The following is an 18212-nucleotide window of genomic DNA, read 5'->3' on the forward strand; positions in this document are numbered from 1 at the left end:
CTCTGGCCTGTAAGGCACGGCGGGGCTTTCAAGCCGGCCGAAGATAGCGAATTGCGGGTATTCATTCTTTTATTCTTGATCCGGCAATTCAATCCGGTCGAATACCGGTAAAACGTTTGCGCATTATCTACGAATCGCAGCGTTGATGCAGCCTTTTACTCGCGGCCGCGGATTCGATGCGCGGGCCGTCGGCGGCCCGCGCCTTCATCGTTCAGGGGTCGAGTGCACCGCCCGACCACCCGGCCGACGGCCGCGACCCGGTCAGCTTCAGCGCGACGTCGCCCTGCGCGACCAGCCGCTCGCGATTGCGCGTGACGATCCGTCCGGCCTGCGGCGCGACCAGTACATGCTCGCTGCCGGGCACGCCCGGATGCGCGACGATCCGCGCGATGCGCTCGCCCGCCGCGACCGACGCGCCGAGTTCGCGTTCGTACACGAGCACGCCCGACACCGGCGCGAGCACCGTCTCCATGTGCGCGATCGGCACGGCGTCGCCGCCCCATTCGGGCGCGCCGGGCGGCTCCGCGATCACGCCGCGGCCGCGCAGGAACGCGAGTATGCCGTCGGCGTCGCGCTCGGCCAGCGCGTCGGACACGTCGGATTGACCGCGCAGCTCGACGGTCGCGACGAGCCGCTCGTGCAGGCGGCCGGTGCGCGCCCAGTGCGCGGCGATCGCGCCTTCGAATGCGCCGTCGTCGTCCTCGTCCCACAGGATCACGACGTCGGCGCCGAGCGCCGCGGCAAGATCGCGGCCGGCCGGCCACAGGTCGCGATGCAAGTAGAGATAGGGCAGCGCGTCGGAATCGGTATGGAGGTCGAGCACGAGGTCTGCATCGCGCGCGGCGTCGAACAGCGTGCGCTGCCACGCGGCGAACGTCGTCGCGGGCCGGCGCGTCGCCGCCGATTCGTGGAAATGCCGGTTGAAGTTGCGGTGCGTCGCGTCGTGAAAGCGGCCGAGCAGCCGCCCCTGCCGGAACTGCGCGAGCCCGAGCGGGTTCGCCTGCGGTACGACCGTCACCGTGCCGCGCAGCACGCCGCGATCGTGTGCCGCGCAGAGTTGCGGCAGCAACCGGTGCAGCACGAGCATGCCGGCGATCTCGTCCGCATGCACGCCGGCCTGCAGGTGCACGCGCGGCCCATCGCCACCCGACAGCCGCCACGCGCGGATCGCGAGCGGCTGCCCACCGTCGCCAGGCACCTGCCATGTCAGCGTTTCGATCATCGTCCGTCCTCCTGTTGCGGCGGCCCGAGCATCACGACGCCGCGCGCGCATCCGCGCCGAGGCCGGCGACGAATGCCGCGATGCGCTCGCACGCGTCGGCCAGCTTCGCATCGTCGACGACGAAGCCGAAGCGCACGAAGCCCGACGCGGTATCGCCGAACGCGCTCGCGTCGAGCAGCGCGACCTGCTTCGCGCGGAACAACCCCCACGTGAATGCATGCGCATCCAGCCCCGTGCCGCGCACATCGACCATCATGAACATCCCGGCCTCCGGCAGCAGGCAGCGCAGCCCCGGCACGTCGCGCAGCCGCGCGTAGGCCAGGTCGCGGCGGCGCCGGTACAGCTCGCGCATGTCCGCGACGATCGCAGCCTTGTTGTCGAGCGCGGCAATGGCCGCCTGCTGGATAAAACCCGGCAGCCCGTACAGCATGCACAGCGCGAGCCGCTCCGCATGCCCAATCAGCTCGGTCGGGCCGATCGCCCAGCCGACCCGCCAGCCCGGCATCGCATGCGATTTCGACAGGCTGCCGATCGTCACCGTGCGCTCGGCCATCCCCGGCAGCGACGCGATGCTGACCGTGTCGCGCTCGAACGTCAGTTCCGCATAGACCTCGTCCGATACGACCCACAGGTCGCGTTCGCAGGCGAGCCGCGCGATCCGTTCGAGATCGGCGCGCGGCATCACGACGCCGGTCGGATTGCACGGCGTCGCGAAGAAGATGGCCTTCGTGCGCGGCGTCACGGCCGCCTCGAGCGCGTCGAAGTCGAGATGAAAACCGCGCGCCGCATCGACCGGCACCGGCACGAGCGTCGCGCCAGAGGCCCGCACGCTCGCTTCGTACGTCAGGTACATCGGCTCCGGCACGATCACCTCGTCGCCGGCCTCGCACAGGCACATCGCCATCGCGAACAGCGCGTTCTGCGCACCGGCCGTCACGATCACGTGCTCGGCGTCGACCGCCTGGCCGGACGCCTTCGCATGCTCGCGCGCGATCGCCGCGCGCAGCTCGGCGCGGCCGCGCACCTCGCTGTAGTGCGTATCGCCGCCGCGCAGCGCCGTCACCGCGCGCTCGACGATCACGTCGGGCGTCGCGAAATCCGGATCGCCGACGCTCAGGATGATCGCCGGCTCGCCTGCCGCGACCGCGCGCTGCGCCGCGTAATGAATGTCCCATGCGGTCGTGCGCTTGCCCTGCAGGCGATCGACCAGCTTCGAATAGTTCATGCGTTCTCCCTCGCACGGCGCCCGCCCGGCCGCCGCGCCGTCAGTGGTTCGTTCAACGCGGCATGCGCACCGGCACACGCCGCTCGAGCCGGCCGAACGCGCGCTCGATCACGAACGCGAGCACGACGTAGATTACCGCGATCGCCAGCAGCGGCTCGTAGGTCCGCAGCGTCTGCGCGCGGATGTAGTTCGCGGCACCGAGCACGTCCATCACCGCGACCGTCGATGCGAGCGCGGTCGATTTCAGCAGCATCACGGTCTCGCCCGCGAGCGTCGGCAGCAGGATCTGGATCGCGCGCGGCAGCCACACGCGCCGCGCGATCATCGACGGGCGCATCCCCATCGCGCGTGCGGCCTCGATCTCACCCTTCGGCACGCCGCGCAGGCCCGCGCGCAGCACTTCGCCGACATACGCACCGACGCTGATCACCAGCGCGAACGCGACATACCAGAATCCGTCGCGCAGGAACGGCCACAGCACGCTGTCGCGCAAGGCGGGCCAGCCGGCGAACAGCGAGCCGACGCCATAGTAGATCAGGTAGATCTGCACCAGCAGCGGCGTGCCGCGGATCACTTCGGTGAAGGCCTTGCTGACGCGCGCGACGACCGGATTGCCCGACAGCCGCGCGAACGCGACGGCGATCGCGAGCCCGAAGCCGAGCACGGCCGAGATGACGAGCAGCTTGACGGTGGTCAGCACGCCGAGCAGCAGCAGCGATCCGTAGGAAGACAGTACGCTCAGATCCATGACGTGGCTCCGGTTCGCTCGAGAAATGCGTGGACAGGCACGACGCGGCTCACGATGCCGGCATCCAGCGGCCGAAGCGCCGCTCGATCTCGCGGAACAGCATGCCCGACAGCGACGTGATCGCAAAGTACACGGCCGCGACCATCAGGTAGTAGTGCATGTACTCGCGCGTCGAACCGGCCGCCTGCTTCGCCGTGTAGAGCAGCTCGCTGTAGCCGACCACGCTGATCAGCGCGCTGTCCTTCACGAGGATCAGCCACAGGTTCGTGAAGCCGGCCAATGCATACGGTGCCATCGCAGGCAGCGTCACGCGGCGGAACACGAGCGTCGGCGACGCGCCGAACGCACGCGCGGCCTCGATCTGCCCGTACGGAATCGCGAGGATCGCACCGCGGATGATCTCGGCCGCATAGGCGCCCTGCACGATGCCGAGCACGATCACCGCCGCCGCGAAGCCGTTGACCGCGACCGGCCCGACGCCGATCGCCGTCATCAGCAGGTTGATCGCATCGGTGCCCGCGTAATAGAGCAGCAGGATCAGCAGCAGCTCAGGCACCGCGCGGCACAGCGTCGTGTAGCCCTGCGCGAGCCGTTCGAGCACGCGCACGCCGGACAGCTTCGCGGCAGCGCCCAGCAGCCCGAGCACGATGCCGACGACGAACGCGCCGAGCGAAATCTCGAGCGTCACGCCCGCGCCCTGCAGCAGCGCGACGCCCCAGCCGTCCGGGTCCATGCCCAGGTAGCTCACCCATCCCCAACCGTCCATGCCGCCTCCTCGTCCGTGCGTGGCGCTCGTGTGCGTGCGATCAGTGCGGCCAGAGGTCGATCGGGAAATACTTCTTCGCGATCTGCGCGTACTTGCCCGATGCGTGCAGTTGTTCCAGCGCCTGGTCCATCTGCTGCTTCAGCGGCGCATCGGCCTTGCGCATCCCCGCGCCGACGCCGTAGCCGAAGATCGCCGGGTCCATCTTCACGCTGCCGGGGCCCTTCAGCTCGAACGCGGAGCCGTCCTTCGACTTCAGGAAATCGAGGATGCCGAGCTGGTCGAGATACATCGTGTCGATACGGCCCGCGACGAGGTCGGCGTTGCAGTCGTCCTGCGTGTTGTACAGGCGCACCGTCGCGCTCTTGCCGTACGCCATCTTGATGAACTCGGCATTTGCGGTGGAGCCCTGTACGCCGATCACCTTGCCCTTGAGGCCGTCCGGCGTCAGCGCGAGCTTCTGGTTCTTCGCACCGACGAAGGTGCCCGGCGTCTCGTAGTACGGCCGCGAAAACGCGATTACCTTCTGGCGCTCCGGCGTGATCGACATCGAGTTGAAGATCACGTCGATCTTGTCGCTGAGCAGCGCCGGGATGATGCCGTCCCACGCGACTTCCTTGATCTCGCATTTCGCCTTCATCTGCTCGCACAGCGCGCGGATCAGGTCGGCCTCGAAGCCGCTCCACTGCCCGGTCGGGCTCTTCATCAGGAACGGCGGATACGGCTCGGCGGCGACGCCGAAGCGCAGCACGCCCGACGACGCGTGCGCGGAACCGAGCGGCGCAAGCGCCGCGAGAACGAGACTCAACAGGCACAGCAGACTGCGTACGACGCGCTTCATGGTCGGACTCCTTGCAGGAAAGATAGGGATCGGTGCGGCCGGCATCGATCGGGCCGGCCGCGCCCGCGGTTCAGTGGCGTTGCCGGTGCGCGTTGACGAACTGGCGGCAGCGTTCGCTCTGCGGCGCATCGAAGATCTCGCCCGGCGTGCCGCTCTCCTCGACGCGTCCCTGGTGCAGGAACAGCACCTTGTTCGACACGTCGCGCGCGAACGCCATCTCGTGCGTGACGAGGATCATCGTGCGGCCTTCGCACGCGAGATCGCGGATCACCTTCAGCACTTCGCCGACGCGTTCGGGATCGAGCGCGGAGGTCGGCTCGTCGAACAGCATCACTTTCGGTCGCATCGCCAGCGCGCGCGCAATGGCGACGCGCTGCTGCTGGCCGCCGGACAGGAACACGGGATAGACATTGCGCTTGTCGGCGAGGCCGACGCGCTCGAGCAGCTGCTCGGCGCGCGCGATCGCTTCGGCGCGCGGTTCGCGCAGCACGTGCACGGGCATCTCGATCACGTTCTCGAGCACCGTGCGATGCGCCCACAGATTGAAGCTCTGGAACACCATGCCGAGCCGCGTGCGGATGCGTTCGACCTGGCGCGGATCGGTCGGCACGGTGCGACCCTTGCGGTCGAGCTTCAGCCCGATCTCTTCGCCGTCGACGACGATGCGCCCGCGGGTCGGCGTCTCCAGCAGGTTGATGCAGCGAAGCAGCGTGCTCTTGCCCGAGCCGCTCGCGCCGATCAGCGAGATCACTTCGCCTTCGCGCGCGCTCAGCGACACGCCCTTCAACACCTCCAGCTCGCCGAACCGCTTGTGCAGGTCGGTCACCTGCACGCGTTCCTCGACGGCCGTCTTCACGCTCTCCACCCGCGCCAACATGCTGTCTCCTGTGTCGAATTCTCACGCCCGTCCCGCGCGGGATCGCGGCGTCTTGTTGAATGGCCGACCAACCTCATGCGGAGTCGAGTATAGGCGCTGTTGAACAGTGGTTCAACAGATTTCAACAATCCGGAGCCGAGGGTTTTCGCGGGTTCCGCGCGGCTTTCGCCGCTGTAATTGAACAAGCGTCCGACACTCCCCTATAATCGGTGCCATGACGATCCGTTAAGGTCACTCCGTGAAAAAGACTCCTGGCAGCGCACCGGTTCCGACCCGCAGCCGCGGCATCCGAGAAACGCCCGCCGTGCGGCAGCAATCGATCATCGACGCGACGATGCGCTGCATCGCGCGCTACAGCTATTCGGAAACCACGATCGACCGCATCTGCGCGGAAGCGAAGGTGTCGCGCGGGCTGATCAACCATCACTTCCAGTCGAAAGACGAACTGATGGCGCAGACCTACAAGCGGCTCGCGGCCGACCTGCTCGACGTGTCGCGTGCGGCCGCCGCGAACGCGACGGGCCCCGAGGACAAGCTCGACGCGATCATCAAGGTGTGTTTCGCCGCGCCGGTGTTCGCGCCGAAGAACGTGAAGGTATGGCTCGGCTTCTGGAGCGTCGCGCACAGCGACCCGGTGATCCGCAAGGCGCACAAGGAGCTGTACAGCGGCTACCGGCAGGCGTTGAAGAAGCTGTTCGACCAGATCGCCGAAGTGCGCGGCGGCACCGTCGACAGCGAGCTCGCGGCGCTGACGCTGACGGCCGTGATCGACGGCTTCTGGCTCGAACTCGCGCGCGACCCGACGTCGTTCACCGCGGAAGATGCACTGACGAGCTGCCTGCGCGTCGTCGATACGTTCCTGCCGCCGTCGAAGACGGCGCGCAAACGCGCCTGACGAACGCAGGAACGTAGCGTCGCCGCGGGAATCCGGCGGCGCACACGACGGCCTCGCTCAATTGCGAGGCCGTTCGCATTTTCAGGCCGTGCGAATCTCGATCAGGTACGGCGCATCGTGGGCGGCCGCTTCACCGAGCGCTCCGGCCAGAGACGCACCCTCATTGACCCGCTGCGCACCCCAACCGTACGCCCGCGCGATCGCGACGAAATCCGGCGTATGCAGATCGACGCCGACCGGGTCGACGCCGCCGTCGATCATCGCACGCTTGATTTCCCCGTAGCCGCCGTTGTTCAGCAGCACGACGATCACGCGTGCGCGATGCTGCACCGCGGTGCCGAGTTCCGCGAGCGTGTACTGGAACCCGCCGTCGCCGGCGATGCAGACCACCGGCCGCGACGCATCGCCGAGGCTCGCGCCGACGGCGGCCGGCAGCCCGTAGCCGAGCGAGCCGAAACCGACCGACGCGTTGAACCAGCTGCGCGGGCGCGGCGCCGCGAACCCGACGTTGCCCGCGTAGACGATGCGCGTCGAATCGCCGACGATCGCCGCATCGGGCAGCGCGTCGCGCACGCTGTCGAGCAGCGCGAGATCGCGCTGCATTTCGTCGTTCAGCTCCCGCCGCGCCGCCGCGCGGCACACCGCCGCGCGTTCGACGCCGTCGCCATCGGTGCGCGCCCGCGCAGCGGCCGGCCATACGCGCCGCAGCGCGCGCAGGGTTTCGCCGACGTCACCGAGCAGCGGCAGCGCGGAGACTGCATTGCGGCACAGCTGCTGCGGATCGATGTCGATCCGCACGAGCGACGCGGGCATCGAGAAGCTGCGGGTCGCGTACAGGTCGTAGTCGGTCGGCCCGAGCTCGGTGCCGAGCGCGACGATCAGGTCGCTGTCGCGCATCAGCGCGCGCACCGCGTCGCTCGATGCCGACCATGAGATGCCGAGCGGATGCGCGGGTGCCAGCACGCCGCGCCCGTTGATCGTCATCACGACCGGCGCGTCGAGCGTTTCCGCGAGCCAGCGCACGTCGTCGGCCGCGGCGAGCGCACCGCCGCCCGCCAGGATCAGCGGCGCGCGCGCGGCAGCGGCCTTCGCGCGCAATGCGTCAATGCCGTCGGCCGATGCGGGGCCGGGCGCGATGCGCGGCGGCGCGGCGGGCACCGGCGGCAACGCGTCGGCCGGCGCCGCGAGCACGTCGAGCGGAATCTGCAGATGCACGGGACGCGGCCGCCCGCCGGAGAACACCGCGAACGCGCGCGCGATCGCCTGCGACAAGGCTTCGGCACGCGGCACCGTGTAGCTAAAGGCCGCAATGTTCTCCGCGAACGCGTGCTGGTCCGGCAATTCGTGCAGATGACCGTTGCCGGAGCCGATGTCGCCGGATGCGTTGACGCTGGAAATGACCAGCATCGGAATCGAATCCGCATACGCCTGCGCCATCGACGTCGCGATGTTCGTCATCCCGGGGCCGGTGATCACGAAGCACACGCCCGGCTTGCCGGTCGCGCGCGCATAGCCGTCCGCCATGAAGCCGAGCCCCTGCTCGTGGCGCGCGCTCACGTGCCGCAATGCGCTGCCGGCCAGCCCGCGATACAGCTCGATCGTATGCACGCCGGGAATGCCGAACACGGTGTCGACGCCGTATGCGGCGAGCAGATCGACCAGGTACATGCCTACTGTTTTCATGTCGCTTCCATTGTTCAGGTAATTGGATGGATCACGCAGTAGCCCGCGGGCCCATCAATGCGCGAGCCCCGGCAGCAGCTCGCGCACGCCCTGCGCGAGCATCTGGAACGCGATCGCGGTCAGCACGATGCCCGACAGCCGCTCGACCAGCGTCCTGCCGATCTCGCCGAGCCGGCGGCACCACGACGCCGAGCACGCATACGTGAGCCCGATCACGCCGGCATGCAGCACGCAGGCCGCGCTCAGCGTCAGCAGGTCGGCCGGCGTATGAAAGCGCGTCGCGGTCGTGATCACGAGCGACATCACTGCGCTGCCGATCGACAGCGGGAAGATCAGCGGCACCGCGATGTAATTGCGCCATTGCGCATACTCGAGCCGCGTGTCGCCGCCGCTGCGTTCGTCGTTCGCCGTGCCGCGCATCATCGGGATCGACCACAGGCACAGCACCAGGCCGCCCGTCAGCGTCAGCGCGCCGAGCGTGAGGCCGAGCATGCGCAGCAGGAACTGGCCGCCCCATACCGCGCCGACCATCAGCGCCGCGATCCACGCGAACAGCCTGACCGCGATCTGCCGCTGTGTCACGTCGGGAAAGTGCCCGGTGACAGCCGCGTACATCGGGATCGCGACCGGCGGACAGAACAGCGTCAGCAGGCCGGTCAGGAACAGCAGCACGTCGCTGGACGTCAGGGTCATCGCTCGAACTCACATGCGATCGGGTGGAGATGGGGTGCACAGGCAACGCGGCCGGGTTTGCGTTCAGTCCTGCGCGGCTTCCTGCGGCGCGCGTTCGCGCGGCCGCATGTCGCCGTCGAAGTCGTCGAGCGTCGGAAACGCCATCGGCTCGAGCCGGTCGAGGTGCGCCAGATAGTCGTCGTACCGCGCCAGCACCGCCGCGCGCTCCGCAGCGCCGATATACGGCACGTGATAGCCGACGAACGACGGCAGCACGTCGAAGCCCGCGTAGCCGAGCGTGCCGCGCAGCACGTGGCGCAGCATCAGGTCCATCTCGCCGTGCACGCCGTTTGCGCCGAACATGTAGTCGCGGCCGCCACACGTATAGGCGAGCAGCGCACGCTTGCCGCGCATCCCGCCGCGATCGTAGAAGCGCACGCCGCCGTACACCTTGCCCGACACGAGCACGCGGTCGATCCAGCCTTTCATGATCGCCGGCACCGAACACCAGAACAGCGGAAAGCTCAGGATCAGCAGGTCGCACGCGGCCAGCTTGTCGAGTTCCGCGGCGATGTCCGGCGCGATCGCGTGCGCGGCGACGTTCTCGCGCTGCTCCAGCGCGTAGACGAGATAGTCGGCGTTCTTGCGCACGCCGAAATCGGCCGCGCTCGCGACCGGGTTCCACTGCATCGCGTACAGGTCGGACACCGTCACGGTATGCCCCTGCGCTTCGAGCGTGCTCACCGCGCGGTGCAGCATCGACGTCGTGAACGACTGCGGTTCCGGATGGGCGTGAACGATCAGGACTTTCATGGTGCGAGTTTTCTCCGCAACGTAACGTTGAACAGTTGAATTCAGACGGAACCGGCCGCGCGCTTGCGCAGCAGCGACAGGCCGATCGCGACGCAGGTCGCGACGAGCAGCAGCGTGGACACCGACGCGATCGCCGGATCGACGTTCTCGCGCATCCCGTCCCACATGCGGCGCGGCAGCGTGTATACGTTCCGGCTCGAGATGAACAGCGTGACGACGAGTTCGTCCCACGACAGGATGAACGCGAACACGGCAGCCGACAGCACGCCCGGCTTGATCGACGGCAGGATCACGTAGCGCAGCGTCTGCGCGACGTTCGCGCCGAGACTGCGCGAGGCCTGCTCGATGCGCAGCCCGACGGTCGCGAGCGACGCGGACACGGCCACCACCACGTAAGGCACCGACAGCACGACGTGCGACAGGATCGCGGCCGGATAGCTGTCGAGCACGCCGAGCTCGCCCCACAGCCGGTAGAACGCAAGCGCCGACACGATCGGCGGCACGATCAGCGGGAACAGGATCACGCCGCGCACGAATTCGCCGCGCCGCGACGCGACCTTCCACAACCCGATCGCGCACAGCGTGCCGAGCGTGACCGAGAGCGCCGACGACACCAGCGCGATCAGCCCGCTCTGCAGGAAGCTCGACACCCAGCCGTCGTCGTCGAGCAGCACACGGTAGTGCCGCAGCGACAGCGCGCCGTCCGGCATCGACAGGTAGTCGCTCGGCGTCAGCGACACGGGCACCGACACGAGCAGCGGCAGCATCAGGAACAGGATCGCGGCCCACGCGACGCCGACCACCAGCGCGCGTCCTGCGGTCATTCGGGTTTTCATCGGATGTCCTCCGGTCGGGTCAGCGCGCGCCGAACAGCTCGCGCAGGTCGACGAAACGCGCGAGCAGCGCGAGCGCGGCCAGGATAGACGCCAGCAGCAGCGACGCGAGCGCCGCCCCGCTGCCCCAGTTCACGAGCTGCAGGATCTGCGTGCTGATGTATTCGGCGATCATCACGGTGCGGCCGCCGCCGAGGATCACCGGCGTCACGTAGAACCCGAGCGAGAAGATGAACACGAGGATCGCCGCGCCGACGATGCCCGGCCGCGTCTGCGGAAAATACACCTTGCGGAACGTGACGAGCGCACCCGCGCCAAGCCCCTGCGACGCACGCGCGAGCTGCGGGTCGATGCCCTTCATGTTCGCGTACAGCGGCAGCACCGCGTACGGAATCATGAAGTGGATCATCCCGATCACGACGCCGATCTCGTTGCGCATCAGCGGCAGCGGCGCGTCGATCAGCCCGATGCGCAGCAGCAGCGTGTTGACGAGCCCCTGCTCGCCGAGCAGGAACAGCCACGAGAACGCGCGCACCAGCACCGACGCCCAGAACGGCACGAGCAGCCCGAACATCAGCGCCATCCGCTGGCGCGGGCCGACGTGCGCCATCGCATAGGCAATCGCGTAGCCGAGCGCGACCGAGCACACGGTCGTGACCGCGCACACGCGCAGCGTGGTCCACAGCACGCGGTGCACGCCGTGGTTGTCCAGCAGCCGCGCATAGTTTTGCAGGCCGGGCTCCGGCACCGTGAAGCCGAGCCACAGCACGCGCACGAGCGGATAGACGTACAGCACGATCAGCACCGCGAGCAGCGGCACGACCAGCGGCCAGTAGCGGTCGGCCTTCGCGCGGCCGAGCGGGACGGCGCCCGCGACGGGAGTAGACAGGGTATTCATGGCGTCAGGCTCACGAGGCGGCGGCTCAGGACGACATCAGGTCGGTGTACTGCGCGAGCGTCGCTTCGTAGTGCTGCGCCCACCACTCGGGATTCACCTTGCACTGCTTCGCCCAGTTCTCGGGCGTGCCGGGATTGTCGGCGCGCAGCGCCTGCGGCACCGCGGCCGTCGCGGCCGGCGTCACCGGCCCGTTGCCGAGCAGCGACAGCAGGCGCACCTGCGGCTCGACGCCCTGCACGAACTTGATGAACTGCCACACGGCATCGCCCGACGGGTTGTTCTTGGGCACGCCCCATACGTCGCACGACGCGAGCCCCTGCTCCCACGTATAGCGGAACCGGCCGTTGCTCTCGCGCTGGATCACGTTCGCACGCGTATGCCAGATGCACGCCATGCTGACTTCGCCGTTGCGCAGCAGCTGCAGGCTGTCCGCGCCCGAATCCCAGAGCAGCACGTTCGAGCGCAGTTCCTTCAGTTTCTTCAGCGCGCGCGGCACGTCGATCGGATAGACCTGGTCCTTGTCGACGCCATCGGCCATCAGCGCGGCCTCGAGTGCGCCGCCCATCCACTTCCACAGCCCGCGCTTGCCCGGAAACTTGCCGACGTTCCAGAAATCGGCCCAGTTCTTCGGCGGATTCGCGCCGAACTTGCGCGCGTCGTAGACGAGCACGTAGCTCAGCAGATACGACGGCACGCCGAAGTCCGACGCGAGTCCCGGCAGCGCATTGCGGCCGACGACCGAATAATCGATCGGCCGCAGGAAGCCCTGCTTGCCGAGCTTGATCGCCGCGAAGCCGTCGAGATCCATCACGTCCCAGATCACGTTCCTGTTCTCGACCATCGCCTTGATCTTGCCGTCCTCCGGCGACGAGTCGTAGCCCATCCGGATCCCGCTCGCCTTCGTGAACGGGTCCATGTACGCAGAACGGAACGCCGAGCGCGCTTCGCCGCCCCAGGCGCTGAGCACGATTTCCTTCGGGTTCGCGGCCAGCGCACCCTTCGCCCCCAGCGACAGCAGCGTCGGCGCGATGCCGGCGGCCGCGCACAGCCGGAGGAAATCGCGGCGACGCTGCGAGGTCGCGGGTTGAAGGTCGCGTGCTTGGTCGAGCAGGTCCTGCAGATAGCGGTTCGTCATGGTGTCTCCTCCAGGCTGGACGGCGGCCGCACGCATCTCGTCGTTTCCGGACGCCGGTGAATCGGCCGGCGACGGCGGCAGGCGCCGCGTCGCGCGGGGTACAAGGTTCGCCGCGTCAGTCGGCCGTGATCCGGCACGTCGCGTCGCGTTCCCACTGCACGAACACGTCCATGCCCGTGCGCGGCGACGCGAGCCCGCGCCACGCGGGCACGTCGGCCGTCATGCAGCCGAGCACCGGCGTCTCGATCTCGAAGCGGTACGACGAACCGAAGTAGCTCCAGTGACGGATGCGGCCAGGCACTTCGTTGTGCACACCACCGCACGAGGTCGCCGACACGGCGACCTTCTCCGGGCGCAATGCGAACAGCAGCGGTTCGTCGGCCCGCGCGCCGCATCCAGGCGCGACGAACCGCGCATCGCCGACGCGGTAATGCGTCGCCGCCGCATCGCCGCCGAGCGCAACGCCTTCGATGAAGTTGCTCTTGCCGAGGAAATCGGCGACGAAGCGGTTGGCCGGCTGCTCGTACAGCCCGTCCGGCGTGCCGATCTGCTCGAGCCGGCCGTCGCGCATGATCGCGATCCGGTCGGACATCGACAGCGCTTCCTCCTGGTCGTGCGTGACGAACAGGAACGTCGCGCCGAGCCGTTCGTGCAGCGCCTTCAGCTCGACCTGCACCTCGCCGCGCAGCTTGCGGTCGAGCGCGCCGAGCGGTTCGTCGAGCAGCACGAGATCGGGATCGAACACCAGTGCACGCGCGATCGCGACGCGCTGCTGCTGGCCGCCCGACAACTGGCGCGGCAGGCGATCCGCGAGCTGGCCGAGCCGCACGAGCTCGAGCGCGGCCTTCACGCGCTTCACCGCGTCGGGCCCCTTCTGCTTGCGCACCATCAGCGGATACGCAACGTTCTGCTCGACTGTCATGTGCGGAAACAGCGCATAGCCCTGAAACACCATCCCGAAGTTGCGCTTCTCCGGCGGCAACGCGACGATGCTGCGGCCGCCGACGCGCAGGTCGCCGGTGCTCGGATGCTCGAAGCCCGCGACGATCGTCAGCAGCGTCGTCTTGCCCGAACCCGACGGCCCGAGGATCGTCAGGAATTCGCCGCGAGGGATGTCGAGCGTCGTCTCCCGCAGCGCGTGCACGCTGCCGTAGCGCTTCGACACGCGATCGATCTGCAGCCCCGCACCGCTCGCGATGCGCCCCGCGGATGCCGGGTGCGCACCGGGCCTTCCCTCCTCCACACCTGCCGACGTCTCCATCACCGCGCTCATCGTGTGTCTCCTGGTCGACTCACAATTGGGTTGAACGTTCATTTAACAGAACTTATACTATGCCGAAATGCGGTCCGCAAGTAGCGGCGACCCTTGCCGGCTCTGACACAACCCCGATACAAAACGACCAGGAGACAGTGATCAGCATGAGCATCGAGGACATCCGAATCGAACGGCACGACGGCGTCGTGACCCTTCGCCTGAACCGCCCGGCGAAACGCAATTCGCTCGCTCGGCCGCATCTCGACTTTCTGCGCGAGACGCTCGACGCGCTCGCGCACGATCCGGCCGTGCGCTGCGTCGTGCTGACCGGCACCGGCAGCGCGTTCTGTGCGGGCGCCGACGTCGATGAATGGGCCGAGGCCGAGCGCAACGGCGAACTCGACACCTACGGGTGGACCGAGCGCGCGCACCGCTTCGTGCAGGCGCTCGCCGCATTTCCGCGCCCCACGATCGCCGCGCTGAACGGCTCGACGGTCGGCGCCGGCACCGACATCGGCTTCGCGTGCGACTTCCGCATCGCCAGCACGGCCGCGACGCTGCGCTGCGGGTATACGGGCATGGGCTACAGCCCCGACATGGGCGGAAGCTGGTTCCTGCCGCGCGTCGCGCGCCCCGACGTCGCACGCCGCTTCATCTTCCTGAACGAACGCTGGAACGCGCAGGACGCGCTCGCGGCCGGGCTCGTGTCCGAAGTCGTCGACGCCGATGATTTCGCACAGCACGTCGCCGCGTTCGCCGCGCGTCTCGCACAGGGGCCGAGCGTCGCGTTCGGCCATACCAAGGCGCTGCTCGCGCAGTCGCTCACGCATACCCTCGCCGAGCAGTTGCGCGGCGAGCTCGCAGCCGGCGTCGCTTGCGGTCACAGCGAGGACGGCCAGGAAGCGCTACGCGCGTCGGTCGAGGGGCGCGCACCTCATTTTGTCGGGAGATGATTCATGGATTTTTCGCTGACCCATGAGCAGGAAATGCTGGTGACGTCGCTGCGTCAGTTCGTCGAGAAGGAACTGCAGCCTCATGAATTCGCGGTCGATCGCGCGGACGACGTGCCACCCGAACTCGCCGATTCGATCCGCCGCAAGTCGCTCGAGCTCGGCTTCTACGCGTTCAACATGCCCGAGAGCGCCGGCGGGCCCGGCCTCGACTACGTGACGCAGGCGCTGGTCGAGCGCGAGCTCGGCCGCACGAGCTGGGCGCTGCACGTGTTCGTCGCGCGGCCGAGCAAGATCCTGATGGCGTGCAAGGGCGACCAGATCGAGCGCTACCTGAAGCCGGCCGTGCGCGGCGAGCGCGTCGACTGCTTCGCGCTGACCGAGCCGGGCGCCGGCTCCGACGCGATGGGCATCCGCACGCGTGCGGTGCGCGACGGCGACGACTACGTGATCAACGGTAGCAAGCACTTCATCAGCCACGCGGATACGGCCGACTTCGTGATCCTGTTCGCCGTCACCGGGGAGGAGGAAGTGCGCGGCCAGAAGCGCAAGCGCGTGACCTGCTTCCTGATCGACAAGGACACGCCGGGCATGACCGTGCGGCGCGGCCCGCACTGCACGAGCCTGCGTGGCTACCACCAGTCGGAGATCTTCCTGAGCGACTGCCGCGTGAGCGCCGCGCAGATCCTCGGCGAAGAGCATCGCGGCTTCGAGCTCGCGAACGACTGGCTGACGGCCGGCCGCGTGATGGTCGCCGCGAACAACATCGGCCGCGCGCAGCGCGCGTTCGAGATGGCCGCTGAATGGGCCGCGACGCGTCACCAGTTCGGCAAGCGCATCGGCGATTTCCAGGGCACGTCGTTCAAGCTCGCCGACATGCAGACCGAGATCCGCGCGGCGGAACTCGTCACGCTCTACACCGCGCAGAAGCTCGATCAGGGCACGATGACCGACGGCGACGCCGCGCTCGCAAAGCTGCTGGCGACCGAGACGCTCGGCCGCGTGACCGATCACGCGGTGCAGATCTACGGCGGCATGGGGCTGATGGACGAACTGCCGATCGAGCGCTTCTGGCGCGATGCGCGCATCGAGCGCATCTGGGAAGGTACGTCCGAGATCCAGCGCCACATCCTGTCCAAGGAAATCCTCCGACGCTACAGCTGACGTGAACCGTCGCGCCGGCACGTCCGGCGCGCGTTCCGAAAGGACCTTTCATGACCTCCTCTCCCGCAGTCAGGGATCGCCGCGCGGCCGCCGCGGCCAATTTGCGCCGGCTGCTCGAGCCAGCCAGCATCGCGTTCGTCGGCGGACGCGGCATCGCGGGCGCCGTGCAGCGCTGTCGCGATTACGGCTATGCCGGCGACATCTGGCTCGTCAATCCGAACCATGCAGAGATCGACGGCGTGCGCTGCCATGCGAGCGTTGCCGACCTGCCCGCCGCGCCGGACGCCGTGTTCGTCGCGGTGCCTGCGCGCCAGGCGATCGACGTCGTGCGCGCGCTCGCCGAACGCGGCGCCGGCGGTGCGATCGTGTATGCGTCGGGCTTCTCCGAAACCGGCGCCGACGGCGCCGTGCTGCAGCAGGCGCTGGTCGACGCGGCCGGCGACATGGCCGTGCTCGGACCGAATTGCTACGGGCTGATCAACGGGCTGAACGGCTGCGCGCTGTGGCCGGTCGCGCACGGCGCGCCGCGCGTCGAATCGGGCGTCGCGGTGATCACGCAGAGCGGCAACCTCGCGTACAACCTGTCGATGAGCGCACGCTCGGTGCCATTCGCGTACCTGGCCAGCGTCGGCAACCAGGCGTCGGTCGACATCGCGCGGCTCGTCGATGCGTTCGTCGACGAGCCGCGCATCCGCGCGATCGGCGTGCATCTCGAAGGGCTGAAGGACGTGCGCGCGTTCAGCGAGGCCGCCGCCCGCGCACTCGCGCACGGCGTGCCGATCGTCGCGCTGAAGAGCGGCACGTCGACGCTCGGCGCGCAGCTCGCGATGAGCCACACGAGCTCGCTCGCGGGTTCGGACGCGTTGTACGACGCGCTGTTCCGGCGGCTCGGCGTGATCCGCGTGAAGGACCCGGTCGGCCTCGTCGAGACGTTGAAGCTGCTCGCGATCGCCGGCGTTCCCGAGCGCCGCACGCTCGCCGCGCTGGCGACATCCGGCGGCGACGCAGGGCTCGTCGCGGATCTCGGCGAAGCGCGCGGCATCGAATTCCCGCCAGTCCGCGACGCGGGCCGCGACGCGCTCGGCAACGTGCTGCCCGCCTACGCGACGATCGCGAACCCGCTCGATTTCACGACGACGCCGTGGGGCGACCCCGGCAAGATGCGCGCGTGCTGCGACGCGCTCCTGGCCGACCGCCCGGGCGCGGCTGCGATGATCCTCGACTATCCGCAGGAAGCGACCGGCGAGCGGCCGCTGTGCGACATCGCGGCGAACGCATTCGCGGCGTCCGCACGCCAGCACGGCGTGGTCGGCGCGGTGATCTCGGTGTTCCCGGACCTGACGCCGCCCGACCACGCGGCGCGCATGGCCGCGGCCGGCATCGCGCCGCTGCAGGGGCTCGCCGACGGGCTCGACGCGATCGGCGCGGCGATGACCTACGGCGACACGCGGCGCCGCGTGCTCGACGCCGATGCGCTGAACGCGCTGCCGGTGCTGCGGGCCGGCAACGGCGGCGACGGCACCGCGACGCTGCACGACGAATGGGCGAGCAAGCGGATGCTGGCCGCGCACGGGCTCGACGTGCCGCCGGCCGAATGCGTCGCGCCCGCCGATGCGCCAGCCGCCGCACAGCGGCTCGGCTTTCCGGTCTGCGTGAAGGTCGTCAGCGAGCGCCTGCCGCACAAGACCGAGGCCGGCGCGGTCGCGCTGAAGCTCGCGTCGCCCGAGGCCGTCGCCGCGGCGGTCGGGCGGATGACCGAACAGGTCGCCCGTTACGCGCCCGACGTGCGCGTCGAGCGCATCCTCGTCGAGAAAATGGCCGACGCGCCGCTGCTCGAACTGATCGTCGGCGTGAAGCGCGAGCCGAATTTCGGCCTCGCGCTGGTGCTCGGCTCCGGTGGCGTGCTGGTCGAGCTGATCCGCGACACCGCGACGCTGCTGCTGCCGGTGCGCGAAAGCGACGTGCGCGACGCGCTGCTCGGGTTGAAGCTCGGCCCGCTGCTGACCGGCTATCGCGGGCGGCCAAAGGCCGATCTCGACGCGGTGGTCGCGAACGTGATGGCGATCGCGCGCTTCGCGCAGGCACATGCCGATACGCTCGTCGAGCTCGACGTCAATCCGCTGCTCGTGATGGAACGCGGCGCGGTGGCCGTCGATGCGCTGGTGAGGCTCGACGCGTGACGCCGGCATGAAACGCCACGGCCCGCTCACGCGCTACGCGAGCGGGCCGTGGCTTGTC

The 18212-nt window shown here is 68.8% G+C and carries 17 protein-coding genes; 4 read left to right on the plus strand and 13 right to left on the minus strand.

What is annotated here, in order from left to right:
• Positions 1–211 precede the first annotated feature (211 nt).
• The 6 genes from GEM_RS22510 to GEM_RS22535 all read right to left on the minus strand — a co-directional run bounded on the left by GEM_RS22510 (position 212) and on the right by GEM_RS22535 (position 5676).
• The gene (locus GEM_RS22510; protein WP_014899704.1) at positions 212–1222 is read right to left on the minus strand and encodes a succinylglutamate desuccinylase/aspartoacylase domain-containing protein; all 1011 of its coding nucleotides are present in this window, start codon (positions 1220–1222) and stop codon (positions 212–214) included.
• A gap of 31 nt (positions 1223–1253) precedes the next feature.
• Positions 1254–2447 carry a pyridoxal phosphate-dependent aminotransferase gene (locus GEM_RS22515; protein WP_014899705.1) on the minus strand — a complete coding sequence of 398 codons (1194 nt, stop codon included), beginning with the start codon at positions 2445–2447 and terminating at the stop codon, positions 1254–1256.
• A gap of 52 nt (positions 2448–2499) precedes the next feature.
• On the minus strand, positions 2500–3195 hold the full coding sequence (locus GEM_RS22520) for an ABC transporter permease (protein WP_014899706.1): 696 nt from the start codon (positions 3193–3195) through the stop codon (positions 2500–2502).
• Positions 3196–3244: 49 nt separating this feature from the next.
• Complete coding sequence (locus GEM_RS22525) at positions 3245–3961, minus strand: ABC transporter permease (protein WP_014899707.1); 717 nt, start codon at positions 3959–3961, stop codon at positions 3245–3247.
• A 40-nt stretch (positions 3962–4001) separates the two neighbouring features.
• Entirely contained in the window at positions 4002–4799 is a 798-nt protein-coding gene (locus tag GEM_RS22530) for a transporter substrate-binding domain-containing protein (protein WP_014899708.1), read from the minus strand.
• Between the two features lie 70 nt (positions 4800–4869).
• Positions 4870–5676, minus strand: coding sequence for an ABC transporter ATP-binding protein (locus GEM_RS22535; protein WP_014899709.1), 807 nt, complete (start codon positions 5674–5676; stop codon positions 4870–4872).
• A gap of 238 nt (positions 5677–5914) precedes the next feature.
• Between GEM_RS22535 and GEM_RS22540 the strand changes: the two genes are divergently transcribed.
• Complete coding sequence (locus GEM_RS22540) at positions 5915–6571, plus strand: TetR family transcriptional regulator C-terminal domain-containing protein (RefSeq protein ID WP_014899710.1); 657 nt, start codon at positions 5915–5917, stop codon at positions 6569–6571.
• A gap of 81 nt (positions 6572–6652) precedes the next feature.
• On the opposite strand, the gene GEM_RS22545 is transcribed toward GEM_RS22540, so the two are convergent.
• The 7 genes from GEM_RS22545 to GEM_RS22575 all read right to left on the minus strand — a co-directional run bounded on the left by GEM_RS22545 (position 6653) and on the right by GEM_RS22575 (position 13878).
• Positions 6653–8254 carry a 5-guanidino-2-oxopentanoate decarboxylase gene (locus tag GEM_RS22545; protein ID WP_014899711.1) on the minus strand — a complete coding sequence of 534 codons (1602 nt, stop codon included), beginning with the start codon at positions 8252–8254 and terminating at the stop codon, positions 6653–6655.
• A 54-nt stretch (positions 8255–8308) separates the two neighbouring features.
• Positions 8309–8947, minus strand: a complete 639-nt coding sequence (locus GEM_RS22550) for a MarC family protein (protein WP_014899712.1) — start codon at positions 8945–8947, stop codon at positions 8309–8311.
• A gap of 63 nt (positions 8948–9010) precedes the next feature.
• Entirely contained in the window at positions 9011–9739 is a 729-nt protein-coding gene (locus GEM_RS22555) for an NAD(P)H-dependent oxidoreductase (protein ID WP_014899713.1), read from the minus strand.
• A gap of 41 nt (positions 9740–9780) precedes the next feature.
• Positions 9781–10563: an ABC transporter permease gene (locus GEM_RS22560; protein ID WP_272148386.1), complete on the minus strand. Its 783-nt coding sequence runs from the start codon at positions 10561–10563 to the stop codon at positions 9781–9783.
• Positions 10564–10594: 31 nt separating this feature from the next.
• Positions 10595–11470 carry an ABC transporter permease gene (locus GEM_RS22565; protein ID WP_014899715.1) on the minus strand — a complete coding sequence of 292 codons (876 nt, stop codon included), beginning with the start codon at positions 11468–11470 and terminating at the stop codon, positions 10595–10597.
• Positions 11471–11495: 25 nt separating this feature from the next.
• Entirely contained in the window at positions 11496–12605 is a 1110-nt protein-coding gene (locus GEM_RS22570) for an ABC transporter substrate-binding protein (protein WP_014899716.1), read from the minus strand.
• Between the two features lie 115 nt (positions 12606–12720).
• Positions 12721–13878, minus strand: a complete 1158-nt coding sequence (locus GEM_RS22575; RefSeq protein WP_014899717.1) for an ABC transporter ATP-binding protein — start codon at positions 13876–13878, stop codon at positions 12721–12723.
• A 146-nt stretch (positions 13879–14024) separates the two neighbouring features.
• On the opposite strand from GEM_RS22575, the gene GEM_RS22580 reads away from it, so the two are divergent.
• From GEM_RS22580 to GEM_RS22590, 3 genes are read left to right on the plus strand one after another with little or no spacing between them, the layout of a single operon-like run.
• A complete protein-coding gene (locus tag GEM_RS22580; protein WP_014899718.1) occupies positions 14025–14813 on the plus strand; it encodes an enoyl-CoA hydratase/isomerase family protein in 789 nt (262 codons plus the stop codon).
• Positions 14814–14816: 3 nt separating this feature from the next.
• Positions 14817–15974, plus strand: coding sequence for an acyl-CoA dehydrogenase family protein (locus GEM_RS22585; protein WP_014899719.1), 1158 nt, complete (start codon positions 14817–14819; stop codon positions 15972–15974).
• Positions 15975–16024: 50 nt separating this feature from the next.
• The gene (locus GEM_RS22590) at positions 16025–18154 is read left to right on the plus strand and encodes an acetate--CoA ligase family protein (protein WP_014899720.1); all 2130 of its coding nucleotides are present in this window, start codon (positions 16025–16027) and stop codon (positions 18152–18154) included.
• Positions 18155–18212 lie beyond the last annotated feature (58 nt).

The sequence above is a fragment of the Burkholderia cepacia GG4 genome (assembly GCF_000292915.1).
GTDB lineage: Bacteria > Pseudomonadota > Gammaproteobacteria > Burkholderiales > Burkholderiaceae > Burkholderia > Burkholderia cepacia_D.

Coding starts and splice junctions, on each gene's coding strand:
- GEM_RS22510 (WP_014899704.1), bottom strand. CDS start 1,222: ATGATCGAAACGCTGACATGGCAGGTGCCTGGCGACGGTGGGCAGCCG.
- GEM_RS22515 (WP_014899705.1), bottom strand. CDS start 2,447: ATGAACTATTCGAAGCTGGTCGATCGCCTGCAGGGCAAGCGCACGACC.
- GEM_RS22520 (WP_014899706.1), bottom strand. CDS start 3,195: ATGGATCTGAGCGTACTGTCTTCCTACGGATCGCTGCTGCTGCTCGGC.
- GEM_RS22525 (WP_014899707.1), bottom strand. CDS start 3,961: ATGGACGGTTGGGGATGGGTGAGCTACCTGGGCATGGACCCGGACGGC.
- GEM_RS22530 (WP_014899708.1), bottom strand. CDS start 4,799: ATGAAGCGCGTCGTACGCAGTCTGCTGTGCCTGTTGAGTCTCGTTCTC.
- GEM_RS22535 (WP_014899709.1), bottom strand. CDS start 5,676: ATGTTGGCGCGGGTGGAGAGCGTGAAGACGGCCGTCGAGGAACGCGTG.
- GEM_RS22545 (WP_014899711.1), bottom strand. CDS start 8,254: ATGAAAACAGTAGGCATGTACCTGGTCGATCTGCTCGCCGCATACGGC.
- GEM_RS22550 (WP_014899712.1), bottom strand. CDS start 8,947: ATGACCCTGACGTCCAGCGACGTGCTGCTGTTCCTGACCGGCCTGCTG.
- GEM_RS22555 (WP_014899713.1), bottom strand. CDS start 9,739: ATGAAAGTCCTGATCGTTCACGCCCATCCGGAACCGCAGTCGTTCACG.
- GEM_RS22560 (WP_272148386.1), bottom strand. CDS start 10,563: ATGACCGCAGGACGCGCGCTGGTGGTCGGCGTCGCGTGGGCCGCGATC.
- GEM_RS22565 (WP_014899715.1), bottom strand. CDS start 11,470: ATGAATACCCTGTCTACTCCCGTCGCGGGCGCCGTCCCGCTCGGCCGC.
- GEM_RS22570 (WP_014899716.1), bottom strand. CDS start 12,605: ATGACGAACCGCTATCTGCAGGACCTGCTCGACCAAGCACGCGACCTT.
- GEM_RS22575 (WP_014899717.1), bottom strand. CDS start 13,878: ATGAGCGCGGTGATGGAGACGTCGGCAGGTGTGGAGGAGGGAAGGCCC.
- GEM_RS22580 (WP_014899718.1), top strand. CDS start 14,025: ATGAGCATCGAGGACATCCGAATCGAACGGCACGACGGCGTCGTGACC.
- GEM_RS22585 (WP_014899719.1), top strand. CDS start 14,817: ATGGATTTTTCGCTGACCCATGAGCAGGAAATGCTGGTGACGTCGCTG.
- GEM_RS22590 (WP_014899720.1), top strand. CDS start 16,025: ATGACCTCCTCTCCCGCAGTCAGGGATCGCCGCGCGGCCGCCGCGGCC.